A 21923-nucleotide genomic window follows, 5' to 3' on the forward strand; every position below is an offset into this window, starting at 1 on the left:
GGTATTTCCAAACCAAAAAATGCGCTCTGTGATGAAATTTACCGCCCTGCTGTCGATTTTCTGAATATCCAGCCATCACACCAACAATCCAATCAGCAACCAAAGCGGGAAAACTGAAAATGTTCCCGTTGCGTTCCCGCTCTGTTCCCGCTGATAGAATATAGTTAATTATAAAAATATGTATATATATTATATAGTTATGTATTAGTGTTCCCGCGTTCCCGCTGTTCCCGCTACTTTTCTCGCGCGCGTATGGTGTTTTTCTCAAGGCAATAAAAAACACCAGCCGGTTAAACTGGTGTGTTTTCAGACGGCCTTTGCTCCCCGCCTGCTTCAAGCATGGCCAGTGCTTCCCGATAATTGCTGCGCAATAAGTCGCTATACCATTGCATAAACTCGGTACGTTCGGCCATATAGTCGGCGCGGTTGTAGGCTGCTCTGATTCGGTTTTCTTCAATGTGGGCTAACTGCCGCTCGATGGCATCAGGGTTGTAGCCCTGTTCGTTTAATACACTGCTGGCGAGGCTTCTGAAACCGTGTGGCGTGGCAATGCCGTAATAGCCCATGCTGTTGATGATTTTGCCTGCCGTATTTTCGCTGATATAGCCATCTGCGGCGGTGCGGCTGGGGAACAGATAGGGGGTATCCCCTGTTTGGCCGTGCAGCTCGTTTAACAGCTCAATCGCCCAATCAGATAAGGGGATTATATGCTCACGCGGCCGCTTCATGCGCTGGGCTGGGATAGTCCATATCTTGCGCTCAAAGTCGATTTCCTGCCATTGGCCGCCGCGTATCTCTTTATTGCGGGCAAAACAAAGCATAATCAGCATAATACAAATACGGTTTGACGGCTTGCAGTCTGCCAGTATCAAACGGCGGTAAAACTCGGTCAGCTCTTCACGCGGCAAGGCGGGCATAGGGCGTGTTTCAGACGGCTTGATATAGCCTTGCAGCAAGGCGGCGGGGTTGCGGTCGGTTAATTCTTCAAAGCCCGCATAGGTAAATACCGCGCCTATCCATTGCCTGATTTTCTCGGCGGTTTCTGATACACCCCGCTCGGTCACTTTATCCAATACGGCCTTTATCTCTTTCTTGCCGATTTCGTTTACCGGCATTTCGCCAATAACGGGGAAAACATCAGTTTCAAAATACCGCCAAACACGGGCGGCATGATTGGGCTTCCAGCCTTTGCGCATGATGTTCTTTTCGTGCCATGCCTTGGTAACGTGGGCGAAGGTATTGAGTAAGGCCGCCCTACGCTCTTGCTTGGCCTGCTGCTTCATGGCGGCGGGGTCTTGGCCTTGGGCAATCATACGGCGGGCATTCTCGGCTGCTTCTCGGGCTTCCACTAAAGAGATTTCGGGGTATTTGCCGATTGATAGGGTTTTACGTTTTCCATGAATGGCAAAATCAAGCCGCCATAACTTACCGCCGCTGGTGTTGATATACAAATATAAGCCGCGCCCATCATTCAGCTTGTAGGCTTTATCAGCGGGTTTTGCATTCTTTATTTGTCGGTCATTTAAGGGCATTTTACGGTACTTTTTTAAAGGCATTTTTCTACTACCGTATAAAATACCGTAAATTTATGGTTTATTCAATTAGACGGCATTAGATGATATTGGACACCAAGCAAGCATTGAATCAGCCTGAAAGCCTTGCTGGTATTGAATTTGGTCGATTGCGTTAGATTGCATTAGACAAAAAAATACCCCTAAAAAGGGGTTGGGTGGTGCGGACGGAGAGACTCGAACTCTCACACCTCGAGGCGCCAGAACCTAAATCTGGTGCGTCTACCAATTTCGCCACGTCCGCAAACCAAGTAGCGAATTATACACACAATCAACAAGCATGCAAATCCTATTCTGTCTTGAAAAAAGGCATAATCAACACCATATCGGAATAAATTAACTATTTTAATAGCCGAGACCTTTGCAAAAACCCCATGATTTAACTACAGTTCAAAGCAATAGCAGCGCGGAATACGCAGACGTATTACCGAAGATAGGTACAGATAGGTACGCGTTAAATGAAGCTCATTGCGAAGAAATGTACCAAAGATGGAAATTTTGCAAAGGCCTCGGTCGTCTGAAAACGCTTAACTTATTTTTTCAGACGGCCTCGCTGTTGTATCTTGAGGAATGGCACATGCCAAGATTACTAATTAAAGATTTCCTTCAAATACAAGGTTTGAAGCTGTCTGCCGATGACGTGTATGTTGCTTATACCGCGGCTCAGGCAGTGATTAACATGGGTAATGCCGAGGTTGACCGCTCGGTATTGTGGCCAGAAAAAAACGGTTTTAAGCTGGCGGAACACATCGAACCGAATGTCGATAACAGTGCTTTATTGAAAAAAATTTTTATGGTTTTGGATTCGGTGTACAGCCGCCAAACCAACATCAAAAGCGCGGCTGTTTATGCGCATATGCCGTCTGAAACGCTAACGCCGAAATTGGTTTTACTCACCCAACAAGGTTTAGGGTTGGAGCCGCATTTGGATGTTAATGACGACAACAGCCAAATCTATCTGGCTTCCCGAACTGCGCAAAGCGGTTGGATGAATGTGGCCAACGATATTGGCTACTGGCTGACTTTGGGCGAAATTTCCGGTGAGCGCAATGCGGCCGGCAAGGCGCAAGTATCTGTGCCGATTTGTACGAAAAGTGGCGCAGTTTTGGGCGTAGTGCATATTGAGTTTAACGATAAAAACCAAGCGGATGATGTGGCGTTAACCGAATGGACGGCCTTAGCGCTGGCTTTGGGCGAGCCGATGAAAGTGCTGTTGAACGTAGTGGAAGACGAGGAAGCACAAGATGACTAAAGCAGTAAAATTTGTGGCTTCATGCCGTTTGCCGACCGAATTCGGCGTCTTCACCATGCATGGTTTTGAAGAAGAAAGCGGCCAAGAACACGTTGCTTTGGTAATGGGCGATGTTTCAGACGGCCTGCCTGTTTTATCACGCATTCATTCGGAATGTTTGACCGGCGATGCCCTATTCTCACAAAAATGCGATTGCGGCCCACAATTGCAGGCAGCCATGCGGGCGGTGCAGCAAGAAGGTCGTGGCGTGATTGTTTACCTGCGCCAAGAAGGCCGCGGCATCGGCTTGATTAACAAAATCCGTGCCTATCAATTGCAAGACCAAGGCCGCGACACAGTGGAAGCCAATGTCGAGCTCGGCCTGCCGGTCGATGCACGCGACTTCACTTTAGCAAAAAGCATTTACGACCATTTGGGCGTGCATGAAGTCAAACTGTTGACCAATAATCCGGAAAAAGTCAAAACGCTGCAAAAAGCCGACATTAATGTTGTGGCGCGCATCCCGTTACAGGTGGGTGAAAATGTCGAAAACGAGCGCTATCTGCACACAAAAGCGGATAAATTGGGTCATTTTCTTTATGAAAAATCCTAATTACCGATAGGCCGTCTGAAAATTTTTATTTTAGTTTCAACAAGCTGGAAAGCAAGCCGCATAAATCACTTGCGTATAACGGGGATATTTGGTTTAATTCGAATCCTTGGGTGATTAGCTCAGTTGGTAGAGCGTCTGCCTTACAAGCAGAATGTTGGCGGTTCGACTCCGTCATCACCCACCAAGTTTCTTGCAGTTGTGGCAACGCAATTGCTTGCGCGGTGGTAGCTCAGTTGGTTAGAGTACCGGCCTGTCACGCCGGGGGTCGCGGGTTCGAGCCCCGTCCGCCGCGCCAAAACTAAAACGCACTGATTCATATCAGTGCGTTTTTCATTTCTATATCAGCTAAATCAAGCGGATAGAAATTTTTTCCGCTTTATTCCCGACTGTTTCAGTCAGTTATTGCTATAATCTTTGCTCTTTTCAAAACAACAATATCAAAGGTAGAAAATGAACAACCCTTTCATTCTTGCCGATACACGACCTTACCCTGAAACACCGGTTAAAAACAATCTCTTGCTGCACGCTTCTAACTTGGCACACAGCACGTCTGCCGCGCAACGAAAATTATCCGCCGAATCGCTGCAAACCGAAATCCGCGGGATGTTTCAGCAAAATTTTTATTTAGGTTTGTCGGTGGCCATGAGCATGGTAGCCGATGCCGAAAGCTACAAAGTCTTACTCGACAACCTGACCACGGTTTTGAATGCCGAAAAAGAAGAAGAAAGCCAATGGTTTGTCATGCCTTTGGTATTGGTGGCCGGTTGCAATCAAGATCAAACTCTGCCTTTGAACGTACCGACTGCCACGCTGTTTGCCGTGTTGGAAAACCATCCGCATTTGCGTGCGTTCAACCAAGCGACATGGCTGCCGTTTCTCGTGCCTTCGACAGCATTGAGCGAAATCAACGCCGGACAATGGTTTGAAGCAAAACAAAACCCCGAAGCCGCTGCGCAGTTTGCTGCGCAGTTTAGGCCGTCTGAATTACAGATTCCAAGCGGCCAATCGGTGCATGTGGTGTTTGCCTTAGGCTACGGCGACAAAAAGCTGCAAGACTCGCTCAACCAAAATTTGTTAAAAGCCGGTTTACCACTGATGCAGGTGTGGCAGGAAGCCCTCGCCCAGCCGGGCTTAACCTTATTCGTCAATCCCCTGTCGCCTGATACGCCGCTGTCTGCATTAACGGCCGGCAGCCACATGCGCCAACGGATGGCGATGGACGTCTTCTCCACCAACGCCATCCGTGCTATCCGCATGCAAAGCCCGCGCGTCGGTGTGGTAGTGGCCGCCAAAGCCGGCGGACAGATTCAGTTCGGCTTTAATGCCACCGACAGCGCGTTTGAAATTACACCGCAAGTCTATACTTGGGCCTTATCGCCAACCGACAATATCGCCGTTATCCAGCAAAACTTCTTGGATTTGATGGCCGAATGCCGCGTGGAACATGTTTACATGCTGCATGATGTGGTGCCGGAAAACAGCGAATTGCCAACTTACGCCCAAGCCTTGAAATCGGCAGGCCACAACCCGTTTTTCGCGGAATAATCATGAAAACATACCGTATTTTATTCGTGTGCCTCGGCAACATCTGCCGCTCGCCGATGGGTGAATTCGTGTTGCGCCACCGTGCCAAAGAAGCCGGTGTCGGCCACCGCGTTTATACTGACAGCGCCGGTACTTCCGGCTGGCACGATGGTGAAAACATGCACCAAGGCACACGGCAAATACTGGCGCAGCAAGGCATGGACCACACCGGCTTCATCAGCAGCAAAGTCAAACGCAGCGACATCGACCATTACGATTACATTCTGGCGATGGACGACAACAACTTGCGTGATTTGGAAAAGCTGTTCGGCAAACATCCCGAGAAATTGTTCAAGCTGACCGATTTGATTCCCGAAAGCGGTTATGACCATGTGCCCGACCCGTGGTACACCGGCGATTTTGACGAAACTTTCCGTTTGGTCGATTCTGGCAGCATGGCTTTGTTGAAGAAGCTAGGTTTGCAATCCTGAAAAACAAACAGGCCAAAATCTTTGCAAAACCTCATGCACCACCAATAAAAAACTAAACAGCCGTCATTTCCGCGCAGGCGGGAATCCATCTTAAAATTTCAGAAACTTATTTCATTCAATAGTTTGCCATGCTCAAAAATGGATTCCCGCCTGCGCGGGAATGACGTCGGTTCTTTGTGCTGTGGGTTTTTAGGGAGTTTTACAAAGGTCTCAGCCTGTATTTTTACGGTTGCCTAAACTGATTCATAACTTCCGCCTCTGTCATGACTTTACTTGATTCTCCAACTGATAATAGGCCGGTTGTAAATCGCTGAAAAATTGCATATCCAAATGTAACGCTTCATTTTTGAATAAACCCGCGTTGACTGCATATCCGTCAGAAGGAATGAGGTGGCAAAATAAATGCGTGCCGCATTGTTTGCAAAAACAACGTTCATTCCAATCTGATGATCGATATCTGCTTATATATATTCGCTGCCTTCGATTTTAGGAGCACCTAACGCGTCCACAGCAAAATATGCGCCCGACCCCCAAGTTTTGGACATTCCGCAATGACATGCATGAACACGTCAATTATGCTCGACTTCCAACGATACTGCACCGCACAAACATTGCGCTTTCATGACAACCTCCTGCTTTATTGATAGTCGTAAATTATTTGTTTTCAGACGGCCTTGATTCATGCCCATCAAGGCCGTCTGAAACTTCCTCCACCAAATTCAAACATACCCGCTTCAAAATCTTATCCTCTTCTTTCTGCGTGCGCGTAAGCGCATGTTTGGCCGAAGTCGCAAAAACAGACGGCTGACGAATTGCGGCGATTCAATCGGAATCACCTGAATCGATTCTTTATAATTCATCAAATCAATCGAATATTTCGACAAAATAGAATAACCCATGCCTTCAGCCACCAGTTGCAACATGGTTTCCACACTGTCTATTTCCATCACGATATTGGGCACAAGATTATGCCGCGCCATTTCCTGTTCGACCAGCAGTCGGAAGGTATTGGGCACGGAAGGCAGAATCAGCGGTAAGGCGGCCAAATGCTCGGCGTTGACGGGCGTGTCGGCATTGAGGAGGCAATCATTTTTCGGTGCCATCAGATACAGATGCTCCTCATACAGCAACTGCGTTTTCACATCGGCCGAATACGCAGGATTATACAGCAGCGCCATGTCGATTTTACCTTGCTGCAAACGGCCTTGCAGCTGTGCGCTCAAGCCTTCGGTAATGCGCAATTGGGCATCGGGCAGATGTTGGCGGAATTCTCGGATAATCGGCAGCGACAGTAATTTGGCAATCGTCGGAGGCAAGCCGAGCGTGATATGGCCGCTGAGCTTGCCGCTGTTCAAACTCAAATCTTCCTGAATCATTTCAATCTGTTGCAAAATCACGCCGCAGTGTTCCAGCAAAATCCTGCCCGGCTAGATGAGGGAAACGCCCCGTCCGTGGCGGTTGAGCAGGTTTTGCCTTAATTCGGTTTCCAACAGGCGGATTTGGCGGCTCAATACCGGTTGCGCCACGCCCAAAATATCGGCAGCACGGGTGTAGCCGCCTTGTTGCGCCACCTGCTGAAAATACCGTAACTGTTTCAAATCCATGACTTTTTCTCAATCTCTGGCTATTGGTTTTATGATATTGATTATCTTAATAGTCGTTTAAAATAGAAATAAGACAAGGCGGCAGCGACCACCGTGTACAGGTATACATAAGGGAGCTGGCAACGCTGTATTATTTTTATTTTAAACGACTATAGTATAGCTTGACTTTGCAATTATACTAATTTGATATAGCTGATAGTTGCCTCAACGCCAAACATTTCTTTACCTATAATAATCCATTACATACCACTACATTTCCAAAGGAATCGAAATGGCTGCCCAAACCGCTGTCCCTGCCATGCTGATGCGTGGCGGTAGTTCCAAAGGCCTGTTTTTTGCCGCTGCCGATTTACCCGCCGACGAGGCGACCCGCAATCAAGTGTTGCTCGCGGCGATGGGGTCGCCCGACCCGCGCCAGATCGATGGTGCCGGCGGCGCGCATCCTTTAACCAGCAAAGTGGGCGTGGTGTCCGTGAGCGAACAAGAAGGCCTGGATTTGGAATTTTTGTTTGCGCAATTGCAGCCGAAAAACGATGTTGTCGATACCAAACCCAACTGCGGTAACATGCTGGCGGCAGTGGTGCCGTTTGTGTTGGAAAAAGGGTTGATTCAGGCGCAAGGCGATGAAACGACTGTGCGCGTATTGACCTTGAACACCTGCATGTTGAGCGACATCACCGTCGAAACGCCCGACGGCATCATCAATTACGACGGTGATACCAAAATCGACGGCGTAACCGGCACATCCGCCCCCATCCGAATCCGTTTCTTAGATACCGAAGGCTCGGTAGCCGGCAGCCTCTTGCCAACCGGCAACACCAGCGACGTGTTCGACATCGAAGGTTTCGGCCCGCTCGAAGCCACCTGCATAGACAACGGTATGCCGATGATATTGGTGCGCGCCACCGATGTGAAGCGCACTGCCTATGAAAGCGTGGAAGAATTAAATAACGACGGCGAACTCAAAACCATCTTGGAAAAGCTGCGGCTGACAGCCTCTTTAAAAATGGGTTTGGGCGATGTTTCCGCCAAAAACTATCCGAAAATGTGTCTGCTCAACGCCCCTGTTGACGGCGGTGCGGTACACACCCGCTGCTTTATTCCGTATGTCTGTCACGAAGCCATCGGCGTATTGGCAGCCGTCACCATCGCCACTGCCTGTGTGATGAAAGACAGCGTGGCCGGCGGTTTGGCCGTGGCCGACAATCCGGCTTCGCTTTCCATCGAACACCCAAGCGGCGAATTCAGCGTGGCGTTGGAAACCGACGGCAACGGCAAAGTCAGCGGCGCGGCTTTAATCCGCACTGCCCGCAACATCATGCGCGGCGAAGTGATGGTTCCGGCACGTGTTTGGGCTGGCTCATGAAGTCATAAAGGCCGTCTGAACAATAATCTTACTTTTTCAGACGGCCTTGGTTGAATATTCAAAAATAAACAACCAGCCGCCGCAGATTAGGTTTATGATTCTATTTTTTCAGACGGCCTGAGCATCGATATAAATGCCGTCTGAAAAATTTATCGTTAAAAACCCATATTTCACTCAAATACAAAGGAAGCTTCATGAACATCAACGGCTTGACCCAAGTCATTGCCCACATCGGCTACCCCACCCAAACCTTCAAATCGCCGATGATTTACAACCCTTATTTCGAAGCGGCCGACATCAATGCGCTGGTGGTGCCGTTTTCTTCGCAAACGCCGGTTTATCCTGATTTTCTGAAAAGCGTGTTCACCTGCGAAAATGTCATCGGCGCGCTGGTGACCATGCCGCACAAAGTCACCACCATCGATTTGGTTGACCGCCTGACGCCGACCGCGCAAATTACCGGTTCATGCAATGCCGTGCGCCGTGGTGCCGACGGCAAGCTGGAAGGCGATATGTTCGACGGCGAAGGCTTTGTGCGCGGTGTGCGCCGCAAAGGTTTTGCACCGGAAGGCAAAGCGGCTTTGGTGGTCGGCAGCGGCGGCGTGGGCTGCGCGATTGCAGCCTCTTTGGCGGCAGCGGGCGTGGCGCTTTTGGCTTTGTTTGATGTCAACGCAGCCGCTGCCGAGGCATTGGCAGGCCGTCTGAAACAGCACTATGCCGATTTAATCGTTGAAACCGGCAGCAACGACCCGCAAGGTTTTGATTTGGTGGTGAATGCCACACCGATGGGCATGTATGAAGGCGATCCTATGCCGGTTGATGTGGCACGCATTGCGCCGGAAGCGTTTGTCGGTGATGTGGTGCTGCAAAGCGAAATCACGGCATTTTTGGCCGCCGCCAAAACCAAAGGCTGCGTGATTCAGGTCGGTACCGATATGCTGTTTGAACAGATTCCGGTTTACTTGGAATATTTCGGCCTGCCGACCACGACCGCCGAGCATCTGCGCGAAGTGGCGCGTATTCAGTATTGATGGTTTCAGACGGCCTCTTTTTATTTCAAGGCCGTCTGAAACCAACTCAACACCGTTTGATAAGAAAAACGCGATAGATAAGGAGAAACCAATGTCGCAAAATCATGAAATCAACGTCCGCGAGCTACTCGACAGCCGCGGCGTGAGTACCTACCAAAAATTGGTGATTTTTCTCTGCTTTCTGATTGTGGTGATGGACGGCTTCGATGTGGTGATCATGGGCTTCGTCGGCCCGAGCCTGAAAGAAGCCTGGAATTTATCCAACAACGATTTGGCGCCGGTATTGAGTGCAGCCCTGTTCGGTTTGACCTTCGGCGCGCTGGCCGCCGGCCCGTTGGGTGACCGCTTCGGACGACGCAAAGTGTTGATTGTAAGCGTGTTTATTTTCGGCCTGTTCACACTGTTGGTGGCGTTTGCCACGCAGATCTGGCACATGATTGTATTCCGCTTCATCGCCGGTTTTGCCATGGGCGGCATCATGCCGATGGTGGCGACCTTGGCCAAAGAATACTCACCCGAACACCGCAGCTCGCTGTTGGTGACCATCGTATTTGCCGGCTTTACTGTCGGCGCAGCAGGCGGCGGCTTTTTGGCGGCTTGGATGATTCCGCAATGGGGCTGGCCGAGCGTGTTTTGGTTCGGCGGCGTGGTGCCGATGCTGCTGAGCCTGTTTATGATTTTCAAATTGCCGGAATCTCTGGCCTATATGGTGCACAAAGGCGCCGACCGCCAAGCAATCCGTAAAATCGTGGAACAATGCGCCCCGGGCAGCACTACCGAGCAATCGACCTTCTTCGTTCCGCAACCGCAAACAGTACAAAGCAATGAAAACCCGATTAAAACCGTGTTGAACCAGCACTATACCAAAGGCACTTTGCTGCTGTGGGTGATTTACTTCAGCCATCTGTTTTTGGTATACCTGTTGGGCAGCTGGATGCCGACCATGATTAAAGAATCCGGCATGACAGCAGCGCAAGCTTCGATTATTTCGGCCATGTTCCAATTGGGCGGCCCGCTGGGTTCGATTATGCTGGGCTGGTTTATGGACCGCTTCGAGCCACACCGCGTATTGGCACTCTCCTACATCAGCGGCGCCGTGGTGTTGGTATTCATGAGCAGCTTGGGCGCGGAATATCTGCTGCTTTGTATCACATCATTCTACATCGGCGCGGCGTTTAACGGCGGCGGCACCGGCATGAACGCCCTGTCGAGCAACTTCTTCCCGTTGAGCGCCCGCGCGACCGGCAACAGCTGGATGCACGGTATCGGCCGCACCGGTGCGATTATTTCCGCATTTGCCGGCGCATGGATGCTCAATGCAGGCTGGAACTTCTCCACCGTGGCAATGGCTTTGACCATACCGGCTTTGTTGATTGCCGTGTCGTTGGCCATCAAATACCTCCTGTACCGCAACCAACCGGGCGCTGAAGTTTGAGTGCGTTGAAATAAGCCGTTAAAATAGGCCGTCTGAAATCAGATTTTCAGACGGCCTTTCGACAAGGTTATATCAAAACAGCAAGCCCGGCATATTTTTCCTAATCACCCGCGCCGCCCATACGGCCAACGGAGCCACCTCATGAAACACTGTATCGCCACCGTATCTTTAAGCGGCACCCTGCCCGAAAAGCTGCAAGCCATCGCCGCAGCCGGCTTTGAAGGCGTGGAAATTTTTGAAAACGATTTGCTGTATTTCAACGGCCCGCCCGGCGACATCCGCAAAATGTGTGAAGACCTGAACCTCGAAATCATGCTGTTTCAGCCGTTTCGCGATTTTGAAGGCGGCGCACGCGACAGATTGGCGCAGCAGCTCAACCGCGCCGAGCGCAAATTCGAATTGATGGCAGAACTGGGCACTGACCGCCTGCTCGTGTGCAGCAATGTCCTACCCAACACCAGCACCGACGATGCCCTGATTGCCGATGATTTGCACAAACTGGCCGAAATCGCCGCCAAACACAACATGCAGGTCGGCTACGAAGCCTTGGCTTGGGGCAAACACGTTTCCTCTTACCGCCACGCGTGGGATAGCCGGTCACCCGAATTTGGGCATTATCCTCGACAGCTTCCATACCCTTTCCATTAACGATGATTTAAGCCGTCTGAACGAGATTCCGCCGGAAAAAATTGTCTTCCTGCAATTGGCCGATGCGCTGCTGATGAAAATGGACGTACTCGAATGGAGCCGCCATTACCGCAATTTCCCCGGCCAAGGCGATTTGGACGTGGCCGCGTTTCTCACGCCGATTATCGCCAACGGCTACACCGGCCCCTTGTCGCTGGAAGTGTTCAACGACAAATTCCACGCCGCACCGGGCGTATCAACCACATCCGATGCCATCCGCTCGCTGCTGTATCTGGAAGAACAAATCGCCGGCCGTCTGAAACAGCAAAACCTGACCGTATCGGCCGAATTGTTCACCCCGCCTGCCGCGCCTGAATTTCAAGACACCGATTTCGTCGAATTTGCCGTCAACGATGCCAGCGCCCAGCGTTTGGATAATATTTTGCGCCAATTCGGCTTCCAAAAAACCGGTTTGCACAAAAGCAAAAACGTTTCGCTCTACCAACACGGCGGTGTCAACCTGATTCTCAATGCCGAGCCGGATTCTTTGGCCGATGCCTTTTTCAACGTACACGGCACATCGGTGTGCGCGGCGGCGTATAAAGTCAGCGATGCCGAAGCCATGTATCAGCGCGCCATCGAATACGGCAATATTTTCTATCAAGGCAAAGTCGGCCCGAATGAGCGCCATGTGCACGCCATCCGTTTGCCCAATGGCGGCTTGCAGTATTTTGTCGACAGCGACATTTACAGCGTCGATTTCCACAAAACCAAATTCCAAGGCGAGCCGAAACTCAGCCACATCGACCACACCGCTTATGGCGTGCCCAACGACATGATGGATCGGTGGACACTGCATTTCGCCGCATTATTCGGCTTCAATATTGAAAACGACTTGACCCTGCCCGACCCTTACGGCCTGATGAAAAGCCGCGTGTTGCGCAGCCAAAACGGCCAAATCCGCCTGCCGTTGAATATTTCCGACAACCAAAATACTTTGGTTTCACGCTCAATGGCCAACTACAAAGGCGCCGGCCTGCAACACATCGCCTTTGCCAGCGACGATATTTTTGAAACTGTGGCCTTCCTGCGTCAAAACGGCGCCAACCTGCTCGACATCCCGCAGAATTATTACGACGATTTGCAGGCGCGATTCGGTTTTGCCGACGATTTCATCAACTGTCTGCGCGAACATCATCTGCTCTACGATGCCGACGGCAACGGCGGCGAATTCCTGCATGCTTATTCACAATTGATCGAAAACCAATTTTTCTTTGAAATCTGCGAACGCCGCGGCGGCTACGACCAATACGGCGCAGCCAACGCTCCTGTGCGCTTGGTGGCGCAGGATTTGTATTGGAAACAGCATCATGAATAATGCCGCTTTGATATCGGCCTAAAAAAAATGCCGACTTACACACGCAAAGCCGCCGCCTTTTCCAATACCTGTTCGGTGGCCGCTTTCAAATAGCGCAAATAGCCTTCCAAGCCTAATTCGGCAAATTTCGGGTTCGGTGCTTCAATGCTCACCGGCATGTTTTCCGGTAACAAAGCCACGCATTCGGCCAGTTTGAAGTCGCCTTCGCCCGGCACGCCGCGTTTGGCACACGACTCTTCAATCAAGCCTTCACGCGTATCGGCGCGTTCGGCCAGAATACCGTCGCACAATTGAATCATATTGGCCAAATACGGTAAAGCGGGAATGATGTGTTCCGGCTCGCCGAATGCGCGGTGGAAATGCAGCGTGTCGAACAATACCTGACAGCCGGTCTGTTCGGCCACATCCGCCGCTTCGGTTAAAAGCTTGACGGTTTGATAAGAAATCGGCTCCAAGGTAATGATGATGCCGGATTGTTTGGCATCTTCAACCAAGCTCGCCATCACATCCGTCGCGCGCGCCAAATCAGGGTCGGTGATGGTTGCCGTCAGGCTTTGCGCGCCCAATTGCGCCGCGGCATCCAGCATAGGCAGCCAAACATCGGGCGTGACGTGTTCGTCGATGACTAAAAATTCGGTATCGGCCACTTTCATGCCGGTGTCTTTCAAGGCTGCCAACACTTCTTTCATGCGCGGATTATGGTGCAGCAGGTTTAAATCTTTTTCGGTAGTGGTTACCGGACGGGTGCGCAGACCGATGAAATCGAAACCGGTTTTCGCCGCAGCTTGGATAAAATCCACCGGTTCGGTGCCCAATACACTCAAAGGCGCCATACCGATCAGGCGTTTACTCATTGTTTGCTCCTTGGTAAAAAATAGTTGTCAGGCTGTCTGAACGCAACACACGCGACCGCGCATCCACCGCAATACCGGCAAATGTGCCGAACGAGCCGACCTACACTTTTACCGCGTAATAAGGGCCTTTGCCCAACGGCGCTAAAGACAGATTGGGAAAACCGGTCGAGCCATCGCCGCCGGAACGGTTAAACGGCGTGTCGCCACGGCCGAAATCCGGGTCTTTGCCCGCTTTGGCCAGTTGGTTAAACTCGGCCACCGTGGTCATCAAACCCACCGGATCGATGCCGCACTTTTCCGCCAATTGATCCAAAGTGTCGGCCTGGGTAATGCAGCGCAGGTAATCGGTGTAAATCCGCAGCGGAATCGGGCGCAGTTTGGCATAGCCGAACATATAGCTGCGCACTGCGCGTTTGTCGCCGATCAGCCATGATTCGACTTTTTCGCCTTCCGGCACGGCCTTGAGCATACCGGCCACATAGTCGTAATAGCCGTTGGCTTCGTTGACAAAGCGTTTGCCGTTTTTCAATACGCCGATAATGCCCGGCTTGGCGTGGTCGGAAATATGCGGGAACACGCCTTCGCTGCCGTCTTTAAATTTCACCAGTGAAACGGGGCACCACGCCGCCGGCGAGCGGCCGGAATCGTCCAAATAACCGCCTGCACTTTCGGCCAATGCCAACCCGGCACCATCGGCTTCAGGCGGGGTGAGCGTCCAATGTTCTTCACCACTCGGATTGCGCGGGAAATTCTTGCGCCGCTCGACATTGGCCGGATAGCCGCCGGTGGCCAAAATCACGCCTTTGGCTGCCGATACGCGCACCAAGCCTTGCCTTGTCTCGAGATACGCACCGATAATGCGGCCGTTTTCATTTTCGATCAGTTCTTTGACGGCGGTATTCACTTCAATACGCACGCCTTTTTCATCGGCAGCCTGCACCAGCTTCGCAATCAGCGCCAAGCCGTTGACCATCTGCATATTGCGTTTGTATACGGCTTTGTCCCACAAGTGAATCGAAAACCGTTTGGCCGCATGAAGAAAACTCTGCGGCTTTTTCATGGCATTAAGGAAATGCCCCGCCATGATGCCGATGCCCAAAACGAAGTCATTTTGTATTGGTCGGGCAGAATGTCCAGCAGGTGTTTCGGCAGCGATTTGGCGTAAAACGGCATAGCCGCCACCGAACGGTGACCGGTGCCGGCGCCGGGCAGATTGCCGTAAATATCACAAATTTTCGCGCCTGGTGTGAATTTCAGCGGCGTTTTCTGCTCAAAAAAGCCGATCATGTGGGGCACGTTTTCCAAAAACATTTCAATGCGCTCGTGATCATAATCCTGCCCACCAATCACAGCTTTGAGATAGCTGCGGAAATCATCGCGCGGTTCGTTGACGCCGTCTGCCTTGGCAAAAGCGTTGCCCGGCGTCCAGGCCCAGCCGCCCGAACGTGCCGTCGCGCCGCCGCAAGTTGCCGCACGCTCGGCCACTAAAACGTTCAAACCGTGATGCGCGGCCGTCACTGCTGCCGACAATCCGCCTGCCCCACTTCCGGCAATCAATATATCGCACTGCCAATCGGCAATGCTCTCGCGTACTGGCTGCTTCATGGTTTCCACCCTTATAATCATTTGTAGCATACTGCTATTTTAGTGAATTCATTCATATGAACCATATCATTTTGATTATAGCCCTTATGTTTTATCTATCCGTTTTTGCTATCAAATCTGCTCCAGAGCAGCGGATTCGCTTTCAGACGGCCTTTTTGTTATGCATTTTTGTTATAACTCTTAGAAAGGTTACACACTTTAACTTAACAGTTTTATCTACAATAATGAAACCAAAAAAACATACCTATAAATCATTAGGTTTCTAATGATTACATGGTGATTCAATAACATTTGGAGAAACTCATGGAAACCACCGGCCGCACGATTAATGTGCAAAATTTTTTAAATGAAAATAAATTTTCCGGTTATCAATGGATGATTTTTATCATCTGTCTGCTGATTGCCTTTTTTGACGGTATGGACACGGCAGCCATCGGCTATGCCGCCCCAAGCTTACTGGAAGAATGGGGCATTGAAAAAAGCCAGTTGGCACCGGTATTAAGCGCGGCGCTGTTCGGCTTGGCCATCGGCGCGATGACTTCAGGACCGATTGCGGATAAATTCGGCCGCAAAATCGTGTTGACGGCTTCGGTTTTGGTCTTTTCCGGCTTTTGCGTGGCTTCTGCTTTTGTCCAAGATTTGACACAGATGACCATTTTGCGCTTCATCACCGGATTAGGCTTAGGCGCGGCCATGCCCAATGCGGTGGCGATGCTGTCTGAATACTGCCCCGACCACAAACGCTCGTTAATCCTGAATACCATGTATTGCGGCTTCCCGGTGGGTGCGGCGGCAGGCGGTTTCTTTGCGTCGTTTATCATTCCGGAATACGGCTGGCGCACGACGATGCTGTGGTGCGGTTTGCTGCCTTTGATTTTGGGCGTATTGATGATTTTCATCATGCCGCGTTCGGCTTCGTTTTTGGTATCGAAAAAACAGCCTGCCGAAAAAGTTCGCAAAATCCTCAAGCGCATTAACCCGAAAGCTGATTTGGATAACGCCGTGTTTGTGCTGCCGGAAAACAAGGCCGCGCAGCAAACCAGCAATCCGATGGCGATGATAATGGGCAGCCACTTCCGCGCCGGTTCGATTTTGCTCTGGGTGGCCTATTTCATGGGCTTGATTATTTTCTATGCCATGATCAACTGGATGCCGGTGTTGTTTAAAGAAGTGAATATGCCGCCTGAACTCGGCCCGCGCATTTCCGGCTTGTTTGCCTTGGGAGGTTTGGGCGCAATTGCCAGCGGCTGGCTGATGGACAAATTCAATGGCAACCGATTGATTGCATTATTGTCTTTCCTTACCGCTTTGTCGGTGGCCTGTATCGGCTGGGCACTCGGCCAAGGCTTGGGCATGTTGATTGCGGTGGTGCTGTTTGCCGGTGTGGTGCAAAACACGGCGCAAAGCTCGCTGCCTGCATTGGCCGCCAAGTTTTACCCCACCGAATGCCGCGCCACCGGCGTGTCGTGGATGTTGGGTATCGGCCGCTTCGGCGCGATTGCCGGCACTTTCCTCACCGGCCAATTGATTGCTTGGAAACTGGATTTCGTCACCATTTTCGTGATTCTGGCGATTCCTTCGCTGGTGATGACTGTCTGCCTGCTGTTGAAACAAAAAATCTACGGCGACAGCTAAACCCTACTTTCAGACGGCCTATTTGATTCAAGGCCGTCTGAAAATAGATGCACTATTTTTAATCAGTAACGGCGGAACTTTCGTTCCACCGTTGGTTATGAGTAGGATTTATATGCCGTATCGTCCTGCTAAATAGATTAGGAGATAACATATAAAGGCAGAGCAATAAGCCAGTATAAGAAAGGTTTTCTGCTTACTTGTTTGAGGAGTATTTGCAGACCAGAGTGCAATGGTTGCGAACAACAAAATCAGATCCCCCGAGGCTGCCTTGCTGATCTTACTGTTGAAGTACTGTAAAACCAGCCATCCTGCTATTAATAAGATATTCAGCAATATCTTGATTTTAATAGAACTATACATTACCAGCCTTGACGTGCAGCAACTCCACGTACACTGCCTCCGGCCAATGCACCGTTAAACCCCAAATAACCCCATTGGGCCTGCGGTTCCGCCCGCAGCCGCGCCGCCCAATACATAAGTCCCTAGCGCGGTAGGTGAAAATTTGCTTCCACTGATCTGCTGTTCTACCAAGTAGCCAGCTGCTCCGCCAGCAGCGCCTACTACGGCACCAATAGGACCAAATCCACCTTGTATATTTTCTAAATCTTGGTAAGTTAAAACTTTCATTGTGATTCTCCTTAATGAAAAAGAATTGAAAAGAATTTGGAAAAAAAAAACTAATCTTAATTCCAACACAGGAGACAATGAAAAAGAAAAAAATTCTATTCAATAAATTTTAAATAGAATAAGATACTGTTTTTATTAAATATTTATTCCATTCGGTTTGAATTTACTCCAATTATTCTGCCTTAAGGGCAAATCCCTTGTGTTTAATTCAGACGGCCTGTTTACCCCATAAAAAATCATCAAGGAGCAACCCATGAGCCTGATTATCGACTGCCACGGCCACTACACCACCGCCCGCCTTCGCTCGAAGCATGGCGCAACAAACAAATCGCCGCCATCGGTAACCCTTCGCAAATGCCGAAAGCCGGCGAATTGAAAATCAGCGATGACGAATTGCGCGAAACCATCGAAAAAAACCAATTGCGCCTGATGAAAGAGCGCGGCGCCGACATGACCCTGTTCTCACCGCGTGCCAGCTTTATGGCGCACCACATCGGCGATTTTGAAGTGTCTTCCGCTTAGGCGGCGATTTGTAACGAATTGTGCTACCGCGTATCGCAACTCTTCCCCGACAATTTCGTGCCGGTAGCTATGCTGCCGCAAAGCCCGGGCGTACCGATTGAAACCTGTATCGCCGAATTGGAACGCTGCGTCAATGAATTCGGCAACGTCGGCATCAACCTGAATCCCGACCCATCGGGCGGCCATTGGACTTCGCCGCGCTGACCGATAAATACTGGTATCCGATTTACGAGAAATGGTGGAATACGATATTCCGGCCATAATTCACGTTTCCACTTCGTGCAACAACTGTTTCCACACCACCGGTGCGCATTACCTGAACGCCGACACCACCGCATTCATGCAATTGCTGCAAGGAGATTTGTTTAAAGACTTCCCGACCCTGCGCTTCCTGATTCCGCACGGCGGCGGCGCAGTGCCTTACCACTGGGCCGTTTCCGCGGCTTGGCGATGGTGCTGAAAAAGCCGGAGTTGGAAGAGCATTTGTTGAACAACATTTTCTTCGACACCTGCGTATACCACCAACCGGGCATTAATTTGCTGCTCGACGTGGTGCCGAACAAAAACATCTTGTTCGCCTCCGAGATGATTGGCGCCGTACACGATATCGACCCGCGCACCGGCTTCTACTTCGATGACACCAAACGCTACATCGAAGCGGCCGACATTTCAGCGGAAGACAAACACCAAATTTACGAAGGCAACGCCCGCCGCGTGTTCCCACGCTTGGATGCCCGCCTGAAAGCGAAAGGACTGTAATCATGACCGACGTATATCTGAACCAATTGGGCGTGGTGAAACGCAACATCAAACGCGCCGCCCCTGCCGCCGTAGAAAAACTGTCGCGCTTCGGCAGCGCCACCATTCACGAAGCCATGGGTCGCATCGGCCTGATGAAACCTTACATACGCCCGATTTAACCCGAGCGCAAAAATCTGCGGCACCGCCGTGACCATTCTCTTACAACCGGGCGACAATTGGATGATGCACGTTGCCGCCGAACAATTGCAGCCGGGCGGCGTAGCCGTGGCCGCCTGCACTTCCGACAATGCCGACGGCTTTTTCGGCGGCCTGCTGGCCACTTCGTTCAAAGCACAAGGCTGCAAAGGTCTGATTATCGACGGCGGCGTACGTGATGTGGCGGATTTGACCGAAATGGAATTTCCGGCGTTTTCCAAAGCCATCCACGCCAAGGGCACGATTAAAGCGACTTTGGGTTCCGTGAATGTGCCTGTGGTGTGCGCCGGTGCGCTGGTCAACCCGGGCGACGTGATTGTGGCCGACATCGACGGTGTGGTTGTGGTTCCGGCCGGGCACGCCATGGGAATTGCTGATGCCGCGGAAAAACGCGAAGCCAACGAAGGCGACAAACGCCAAATCTTCGCCAACGGCACCTTAGGCTTGGATTACTACAAAATGCGCGAAGGCTTGGAAAAAGCCGGTTTGAAATATATTGACTAAACCGCCGACGTTTTCAGACGGCCTGAATCAAAACAGGCCGTCTGAAACACCCGAACACCCGCATCTTCACATCAACTATAAAAAGCGGCCAAGCTATACACATCTTTTCCTAAGGCCGTCTGAACATACATTGGGATTGAGTTACTGAATCAAGTTTAGGAGAAAACCATGAAAACCCAAGTTGCCATCATCGGCGCAGGCCCGTCGGGGTTACTGCTCGGCCAGTTGCTGTATCAAAACGGCATCGGCAATGTGATTTTAGAGCGCAAAAGCGGCGAATATGTGTTGAGCCGCATTCGTGCCGGCGTGTTGGAACACACCACCGTGCAAGGTTTGGAAAAAGCCGGCGCCGCCGAGCGCATGCACAAAGAAGGCTTGGTGTATACCGGCGTGGAGTTGTTGTTCAACGACCAGCATGTGCGCATCGATTTTGAAAAAGAAGTCGGCAAAAACGTGGTTGTATACGGCCAAACCGAAGTCACCCGCGACTTGATGGACGCGCGCCCAGCCACCGGCGGCGTGACCGTTTACGAAGCCGACAACGTTGCCCTGCACGACATCGATACCGCCGCGCCTTATGTGACCTACACCAAAGACGGTGAAGCACACCGTTTGGATTGCGGCTTCATCGCCGGTTGCGACGGCTTCCACGGCGTATCGCGCCAAAGTATTCCGGCGGATGTGTTGAAATCTTACGAACGCGTGTATCCGTTCGGCTGGTTGGGCTTGTTGTCCGACACGCCGCCGGTTTCCGACGAATTGATTTATGCCAAACACGACAACGGTTTCGTGTTGTGCAGCCAACGCTCGACCACCCGCAGCCGCTATTACCTGCAAGTGCCGCTGGCCGACAAAGTGGAAGATTGGTCAGACGAACGCTTCTGGCAGAATTGAAAAACCGTTTACCGGCCGAAACCGCCGTCAAATTGGTCACCGGCCCGAGTTTGGAAAAAAGCATTGCGCCATTGCGCAGCTTCGTGAGCGAACCGATGCGCTACAAATCTTTGTTCTTGGCAGGCGATGCGGCGCACATTGTGCCGCCGACCGGCGCCAAAGGCTTGAATCTGGCCGCGGGCGACGTGCAATGTCTGGCCGATGCCTTTGACGATTACTACCGCAACCAAAGCAGGGCGGGAATCGACGGCTACTCCGAGCGTTGTTTGAAACGCGTGTGGGTGGCCGAGCGTTTTTCTTGGTACAGGACCAAGCTGCTGCACACCTTCCCGACAGCGACGATTTCGAACGCAAAATGCAGGAAACCGAGTTCAACCAATTGAATCTGACCGAAAACGCAGCCAAAACGCTGGCGGAAAACTACGTCGGACTGCCTTACTAAAAGAAAAAGGCCGTCTGAAACAGTTCAGACGGCCTCATAGGAGAACTTCATGAGCGCATTTGAAAAAACACCGGGCTGGTTGGATTTCCACCCTAACCCGTCCAAGCCTAAACTGCCCTTACCTCAAGGCGCAATCGATGCCCATTGCCACGTGTTCGGCCCGGGCGACACATTTCCCTACGCCCCCGATCGCAAATACACCCCTTGCGATGCGGGCAAAGAAAAGCTGTTTGCCCTGCGCGACTTGCTCGGCTTTGAGCAACGTGATTGTGCAGGCCACCTGTCACGGCACCGGCAACCGCGCCTTAGTCGATGCCCTCGAAACCGCCGGCAACAAAGCACGCGGCGTGGCTACGGTGAAAGCCGGTGTGACGGAAGAAGAATTGCAGCACTTGCATGCCGCCGGTATGCGCGGCGTACGCTTCAACTTTGTGAAACGCTTGGTCGATACCGCGCCGGTCGAAGCTTTGCGCACCATCGCCGACAAAATCGCGCCTTTGGGCTGGCACATCGCGATTTATTTCGAAGCCGCCGATTTGGCCGAATACTATGATTTCTTCACCTCGCTGCCGACCACCGTGGTGGTTGACCACATGGGCCGGCCTGACGTTGCCCAACCTGCCCACGGCGGCGATTTTGAGCTGTTTGTCAAACTCATGCGCGAAAACGAAAATTTCTGGAGCAAACTCTCTTGCCCGGAACGCCTGAGCAACACCGGCCCGAAAGCCCTCGACGGAGAACAATGCGCCTACACCGATGTCGTGCCGTTTGCCCGCCGCCTGATGCAGGAATTTCCCGACCGCGTATTGTTCGGCACCGACTGGCCGCACCCAAACTTAAAAGACCACATGCCGGACGACGGGTTGCTGGTTGACTGGGTTGCGCAAATCGCCCCGACCGAAGCCGAACGCCAAAACCTGTTGGTTGATAATCCGATGCGTTTATACTGGCCGGAAGAATATCAAGCTTAACCCCTTTCAGACGGCCTCCGGTTGCACCCGCCAAGCGGACA

25 protein-coding genes, 3 tRNA genes and 1 pseudogene are annotated in these 21923 nt (G+C 51.4%); 21 read left to right on the forward strand and 8 right to left on the reverse strand.

The features are described from left to right. Nucleotides 1–290: 290 nt before the first annotated feature. Nucleotides 291–1532 (reverse strand): tyrosine-type recombinase/integrase, encoded by a 1242-nt coding sequence (locus CGZ65_RS09060; protein WP_096296154.1) that lies wholly within the window; start codon nt 1530–1532, stop codon nt 291–293. Between the two features lie 198 nt (nt 1533–1730). After that, a tRNA-Leu gene (locus tag CGZ65_RS09065) sits at nt 1731–1815 on the reverse strand. 333 nt (nt 1816–2148) lie between these two features. Here CGZ65_RS09065 and CGZ65_RS09070 point away from each other — a divergent pair. From CGZ65_RS09070 to CGZ65_RS09095, 6 genes are all read left to right on the forward strand, one after another. Further along, on the forward strand, nt 2149–2823 hold the full coding sequence (locus tag CGZ65_RS09070; RefSeq protein ID WP_096296155.1) for a hypothetical protein: 675 nt from the start codon (nt 2149–2151) through the stop codon (nt 2821–2823). Continuing rightward, on the forward strand, nt 2816–3415 hold the full coding sequence (gene ribA / locus CGZ65_RS09075) for a GTP cyclohydrolase II (protein WP_096295593.1): 600 nt from the start codon (nt 2816–2818) through the stop codon (nt 3413–3415). The genes CGZ65_RS09070 and ribA overlap by 8 nt, the downstream gene beginning before the upstream one ends. A gap of 108 nt (nt 3416–3523) precedes the next feature. Further along, nucleotides 3524–3599 (forward strand) — tRNA-Val (locus CGZ65_RS09080). A gap of 34 nt (nt 3600–3633) precedes the next feature. After that, a tRNA-Asp gene (locus tag CGZ65_RS09085) sits at nt 3634–3710 on the forward strand. 155 nt (nt 3711–3865) lie between these two features. Then, a complete protein-coding gene (locus CGZ65_RS09090) occupies nt 3866–4960 on the forward strand; it encodes a conjugal transfer protein (protein WP_096295594.1) in 1095 nt (364 codons plus the stop codon). A 2-nt stretch (nt 4961–4962) separates the two neighbouring features. Beyond that, nucleotides 4963–5430: a low molecular weight protein-tyrosine-phosphatase gene (locus CGZ65_RS09095; protein ID WP_096295595.1), complete on the forward strand. Its 468-nt coding sequence runs from the start codon at nt 4963–4965 to the stop codon at nt 5428–5430. Nucleotides 5431–6164: 734 nt separating this feature from the next. Here the strand turns inward: CGZ65_RS09095 and CGZ65_RS09105 are convergent. Then, nucleotides 6165–6845, reverse strand: a complete 681-nt coding sequence (locus tag CGZ65_RS09105; RefSeq protein WP_096295596.1) for a LysR substrate-binding domain-containing protein — start codon at nt 6843–6845, stop codon at nt 6165–6167. A 12-nt stretch (nt 6846–6857) separates the two neighbouring features. After that, entirely contained in the window at nt 6858–7034 is a 177-nt protein-coding gene (locus tag CGZ65_RS09110) for a helix-turn-helix domain-containing protein (RefSeq protein WP_096295597.1), read from the reverse strand. Nucleotides 7035–7305: 271 nt separating this feature from the next. Here CGZ65_RS09110 and CGZ65_RS09115 point away from each other — a divergent pair, with 271 nt between their 5' ends. From CGZ65_RS09115 to CGZ65_RS14720, 5 genes are all read left to right on the forward strand, one after another. Beyond that, on the forward strand, nt 7306–8400 hold the full coding sequence (locus CGZ65_RS09115) for a 4-oxalomesaconate tautomerase (RefSeq protein WP_096295598.1): 1095 nt from the start codon (nt 7306–7308) through the stop codon (nt 8398–8400). A 194-nt stretch (nt 8401–8594) separates the two neighbouring features. Further along, nucleotides 8595–9431 (forward strand): shikimate dehydrogenase family protein, encoded by an 837-nt coding sequence (locus CGZ65_RS09120; RefSeq protein ID WP_096295599.1) that lies wholly within the window; start codon nt 8595–8597, stop codon nt 9429–9431. A gap of 91 nt (nt 9432–9522) precedes the next feature. Further along, a complete protein-coding gene (locus tag CGZ65_RS09125; protein WP_096295600.1) occupies nt 9523–10866 on the forward strand; it encodes an MFS transporter in 1344 nt (447 codons plus the stop codon). A 141-nt stretch (nt 10867–11007) separates the two neighbouring features. Then, nucleotides 11008–11514 (forward strand): sugar phosphate isomerase/epimerase family protein, encoded by a 507-nt coding sequence (locus CGZ65_RS14715; RefSeq protein WP_269768597.1) that lies wholly within the window; start codon nt 11008–11010, stop codon nt 11512–11514. Beyond that, nucleotides 11474–12871 carry a bifunctional sugar phosphate isomerase/epimerase/4-hydroxyphenylpyruvate dioxygenase family protein gene (locus CGZ65_RS14720; protein ID WP_269768598.1) on the forward strand — a complete coding sequence of 466 codons (1398 nt, stop codon included), beginning with the start codon at nt 11474–11476 and terminating at the stop codon, nt 12869–12871. The genes CGZ65_RS14715 and CGZ65_RS14720 overlap by 41 nt, the downstream gene beginning before the upstream one ends. 35 nt (nt 12872–12906) lie before the next feature. Here the strand turns inward: CGZ65_RS14720 and CGZ65_RS09135 are convergent, their stop codons facing one another. The 3 genes from CGZ65_RS09135 to CGZ65_RS09145 all read right to left on the reverse strand — a co-directional run bounded on the left by CGZ65_RS09135 (nt 12907) and on the right by CGZ65_RS09145 (nt 15330). Continuing rightward, nucleotides 12907–13725 carry a sugar phosphate isomerase/epimerase family protein gene (locus CGZ65_RS09135; RefSeq protein ID WP_096295601.1) on the reverse strand — a complete coding sequence of 273 codons (819 nt, stop codon included), beginning with the start codon at nt 13723–13725 and terminating at the stop codon, nt 12907–12909. Nucleotides 13726–13825: 100 nt separating this feature from the next. Then, nucleotides 13826–14824, reverse strand: a complete 999-nt coding sequence (locus tag CGZ65_RS09140) for an FAD-dependent oxidoreductase (protein WP_096295602.1) — start codon at nt 14822–14824, stop codon at nt 13826–13828. Beyond that, nucleotides 14782–15330: an FAD-dependent oxidoreductase gene (locus tag CGZ65_RS09145; protein ID WP_157742762.1), complete on the reverse strand. Its 549-nt coding sequence runs from the start codon at nt 15328–15330 to the stop codon at nt 14782–14784. Before CGZ65_RS09145 ends, CGZ65_RS09140 begins: the two co-directional genes overlap by 43 nt. Nucleotides 15331–15633: 303 nt before the next feature. Between CGZ65_RS09145 and CGZ65_RS09150 the strand changes: the two genes are divergently transcribed. After that, a complete protein-coding gene (locus CGZ65_RS09150; protein WP_096295604.1) occupies nt 15634–16965 on the forward strand; it encodes an MFS transporter in 1332 nt (443 codons plus the stop codon). Between the two features lie 414 nt (nt 16966–17379). Here the strand turns inward: CGZ65_RS09150 and CGZ65_RS09160 are convergent, their stop codons facing one another. After that, on the reverse strand, nt 17380–17592 hold the full coding sequence (locus CGZ65_RS09160) for a class IIb bacteriocin, lactobin A/cerein 7B family (protein WP_096295606.1): 213 nt from the start codon (nt 17590–17592) through the stop codon (nt 17380–17382). Between the two features lie 253 nt (nt 17593–17845). On the opposite strand from CGZ65_RS09160, the gene CGZ65_RS14725 reads away from it, so the two are divergent. The 9 genes and pseudogenes from CGZ65_RS14725 to CGZ65_RS09180 all read left to right on the forward strand — a co-directional run bounded on the left by CGZ65_RS14725 (nt 17846) and on the right by CGZ65_RS09180 (nt 21882). Continuing rightward, nucleotides 17846–17968, forward strand: coding sequence for a hypothetical protein (locus CGZ65_RS14725; RefSeq protein ID WP_269768599.1), 123 nt, complete (start codon nt 17846–17848; stop codon nt 17966–17968). Beyond that, on the forward strand, nt 17947–18114 hold the full coding sequence (locus CGZ65_RS14220) for a hypothetical protein (protein WP_232507416.1): 168 nt from the start codon (nt 17947–17949) through the stop codon (nt 18112–18114). Before CGZ65_RS14725 ends, CGZ65_RS14220 begins: the two co-directional genes overlap by 22 nt. A gap of 18 nt (nt 18115–18132) precedes the next feature. Beyond that, nucleotides 18133–18318: an amidohydrolase family protein gene (locus tag CGZ65_RS14730; protein WP_269768600.1), complete on the forward strand. Its 186-nt coding sequence runs from the start codon at nt 18133–18135 to the stop codon at nt 18316–18318. Between the two features lie 31 nt (nt 18319–18349). Then, nucleotides 18350–18574, forward strand: coding sequence for an amidohydrolase family protein (locus CGZ65_RS15185; RefSeq protein ID WP_269768601.1), 225 nt, complete (start codon nt 18350–18352; stop codon nt 18572–18574). After that, entirely contained in the window at nt 18565–18873 is a 309-nt protein-coding gene (locus tag CGZ65_RS15190) for an amidohydrolase family protein (protein WP_269768602.1), read from the forward strand. The genes CGZ65_RS15185 and CGZ65_RS15190 overlap by 10 nt, the downstream gene beginning before the upstream one ends. A 2-nt stretch (nt 18874–18875) precedes the next feature. Beyond that, nucleotides 18876–19034, forward strand: a complete 159-nt coding sequence (locus CGZ65_RS14225; protein ID WP_232507417.1) for a hypothetical protein — start codon at nt 18876–18878, stop codon at nt 19032–19034. A gap of 28 nt (nt 19035–19062) precedes the next feature. After that, entirely contained in the window at nt 19063–19575 is a 513-nt protein-coding gene (locus tag CGZ65_RS09170) for a 4-carboxy-4-hydroxy-2-oxoadipate aldolase/oxaloacetate decarboxylase (protein WP_232507418.1), read from the forward strand. A gap of 168 nt (nt 19576–19743) precedes the next feature. Then, nucleotides 19744–20852: pseudogene (pobA, locus tag CGZ65_RS09175) on the forward strand (4-hydroxybenzoate 3-monooxygenase). Nucleotides 20853–21141: 289 nt separating this feature from the next. Beyond that, nucleotides 21142–21882 carry an amidohydrolase family protein gene (locus CGZ65_RS09180; protein ID WP_232507419.1) on the forward strand — a complete coding sequence of 247 codons (741 nt, stop codon included), beginning with the start codon at nt 21142–21144 and terminating at the stop codon, nt 21880–21882. The last annotated feature ends 41 nt before the right edge of the window (nt 21883–21923 follow it).

It is taken from the genome of Neisseria weixii, assembly GCF_002327085.1.
GTDB classification, from domain to species: domain Bacteria; phylum Pseudomonadota; class Gammaproteobacteria; order Burkholderiales; family Neisseriaceae; genus Neisseria; species Neisseria weixii.

Bases quoted from the DNA above. Each gene is read 5' to 3' on its own strand.
- CGZ65_RS14725 (WP_269768599.1), top strand. From the start codon at position 17,846: ATGAGCCTGATTATCGACTGCCACGGCCACTACACCACCGCCCGCCTT.
- CGZ65_RS09110 (WP_096295597.1), bottom strand. From the start codon at position 7,034: ATGGATTTGAAACAGTTACGGTATTTTCAGCAGGTGGCGCAACAAGGC.
- CGZ65_RS14225 (WP_232507417.1), top strand. From the start codon at position 18,876: ATGACCGACGTATATCTGAACCAATTGGGCGTGGTGAAACGCAACATC.
- CGZ65_RS09125 (WP_096295600.1), top strand. From the start codon at position 9,523: ATGTCGCAAAATCATGAAATCAACGTCCGCGAGCTACTCGACAGCCGC.
- CGZ65_RS09160 (WP_096295606.1), bottom strand. From the start codon at position 17,592: ATGAAAGTTTTAACTTACCAAGATTTAGAAAATATACAAGGTGGATTT.
- ribA (WP_096295593.1), top strand. From the start codon at position 2,816: ATGACTAAAGCAGTAAAATTTGTGGCTTCATGCCGTTTGCCGACCGAA.
- CGZ65_RS09070 (WP_096296155.1), top strand. From the start codon at position 2,149: ATGCCAAGATTACTAATTAAAGATTTCCTTCAAATACAAGGTTTGAAG.
- CGZ65_RS09090 (WP_096295594.1), top strand. From the start codon at position 3,866: ATGAACAACCCTTTCATTCTTGCCGATACACGACCTTACCCTGAAACA.
- CGZ65_RS15190 (WP_269768602.1), top strand. From the start codon at position 18,565: ATGGTGCTGAAAAAGCCGGAGTTGGAAGAGCATTTGTTGAACAACATT.
- CGZ65_RS09095 (WP_096295595.1), top strand. From the start codon at position 4,963: ATGAAAACATACCGTATTTTATTCGTGTGCCTCGGCAACATCTGCCGC.
- CGZ65_RS09150 (WP_096295604.1), top strand. From the start codon at position 15,634: ATGGAAACCACCGGCCGCACGATTAATGTGCAAAATTTTTTAAATGAA.
- CGZ65_RS09120 (WP_096295599.1), top strand. From the start codon at position 8,595: ATGAACATCAACGGCTTGACCCAAGTCATTGCCCACATCGGCTACCCC.
- CGZ65_RS14220 (WP_232507416.1), top strand. From the start codon at position 17,947: ATGCCGAAAGCCGGCGAATTGAAAATCAGCGATGACGAATTGCGCGAA.
- CGZ65_RS15185 (WP_269768601.1), top strand. From the start codon at position 18,350: ATGGTGGAATACGATATTCCGGCCATAATTCACGTTTCCACTTCGTGC.
- CGZ65_RS09145 (WP_157742762.1), bottom strand. From the start codon at position 15,330: ATGAAGCAGCCAGTACGCGAGAGCATTGCCGATTGGCAGTGCGATATA.
- CGZ65_RS14715 (WP_269768597.1), top strand. From the start codon at position 11,008: ATGAAACACTGTATCGCCACCGTATCTTTAAGCGGCACCCTGCCCGAA.
- CGZ65_RS09060 (WP_096296154.1), bottom strand. From the start codon at position 1,532: ATGCCCTTAAATGACCGACAAATAAAGAATGCAAAACCCGCTGATAAA.
- CGZ65_RS09135 (WP_096295601.1), bottom strand. From the start codon at position 13,725: ATGAGTAAACGCCTGATCGGTATGGCGCCTTTGAGTGTATTGGGCACC.
- CGZ65_RS09115 (WP_096295598.1), top strand. From the start codon at position 7,306: ATGGCTGCCCAAACCGCTGTCCCTGCCATGCTGATGCGTGGCGGTAGT.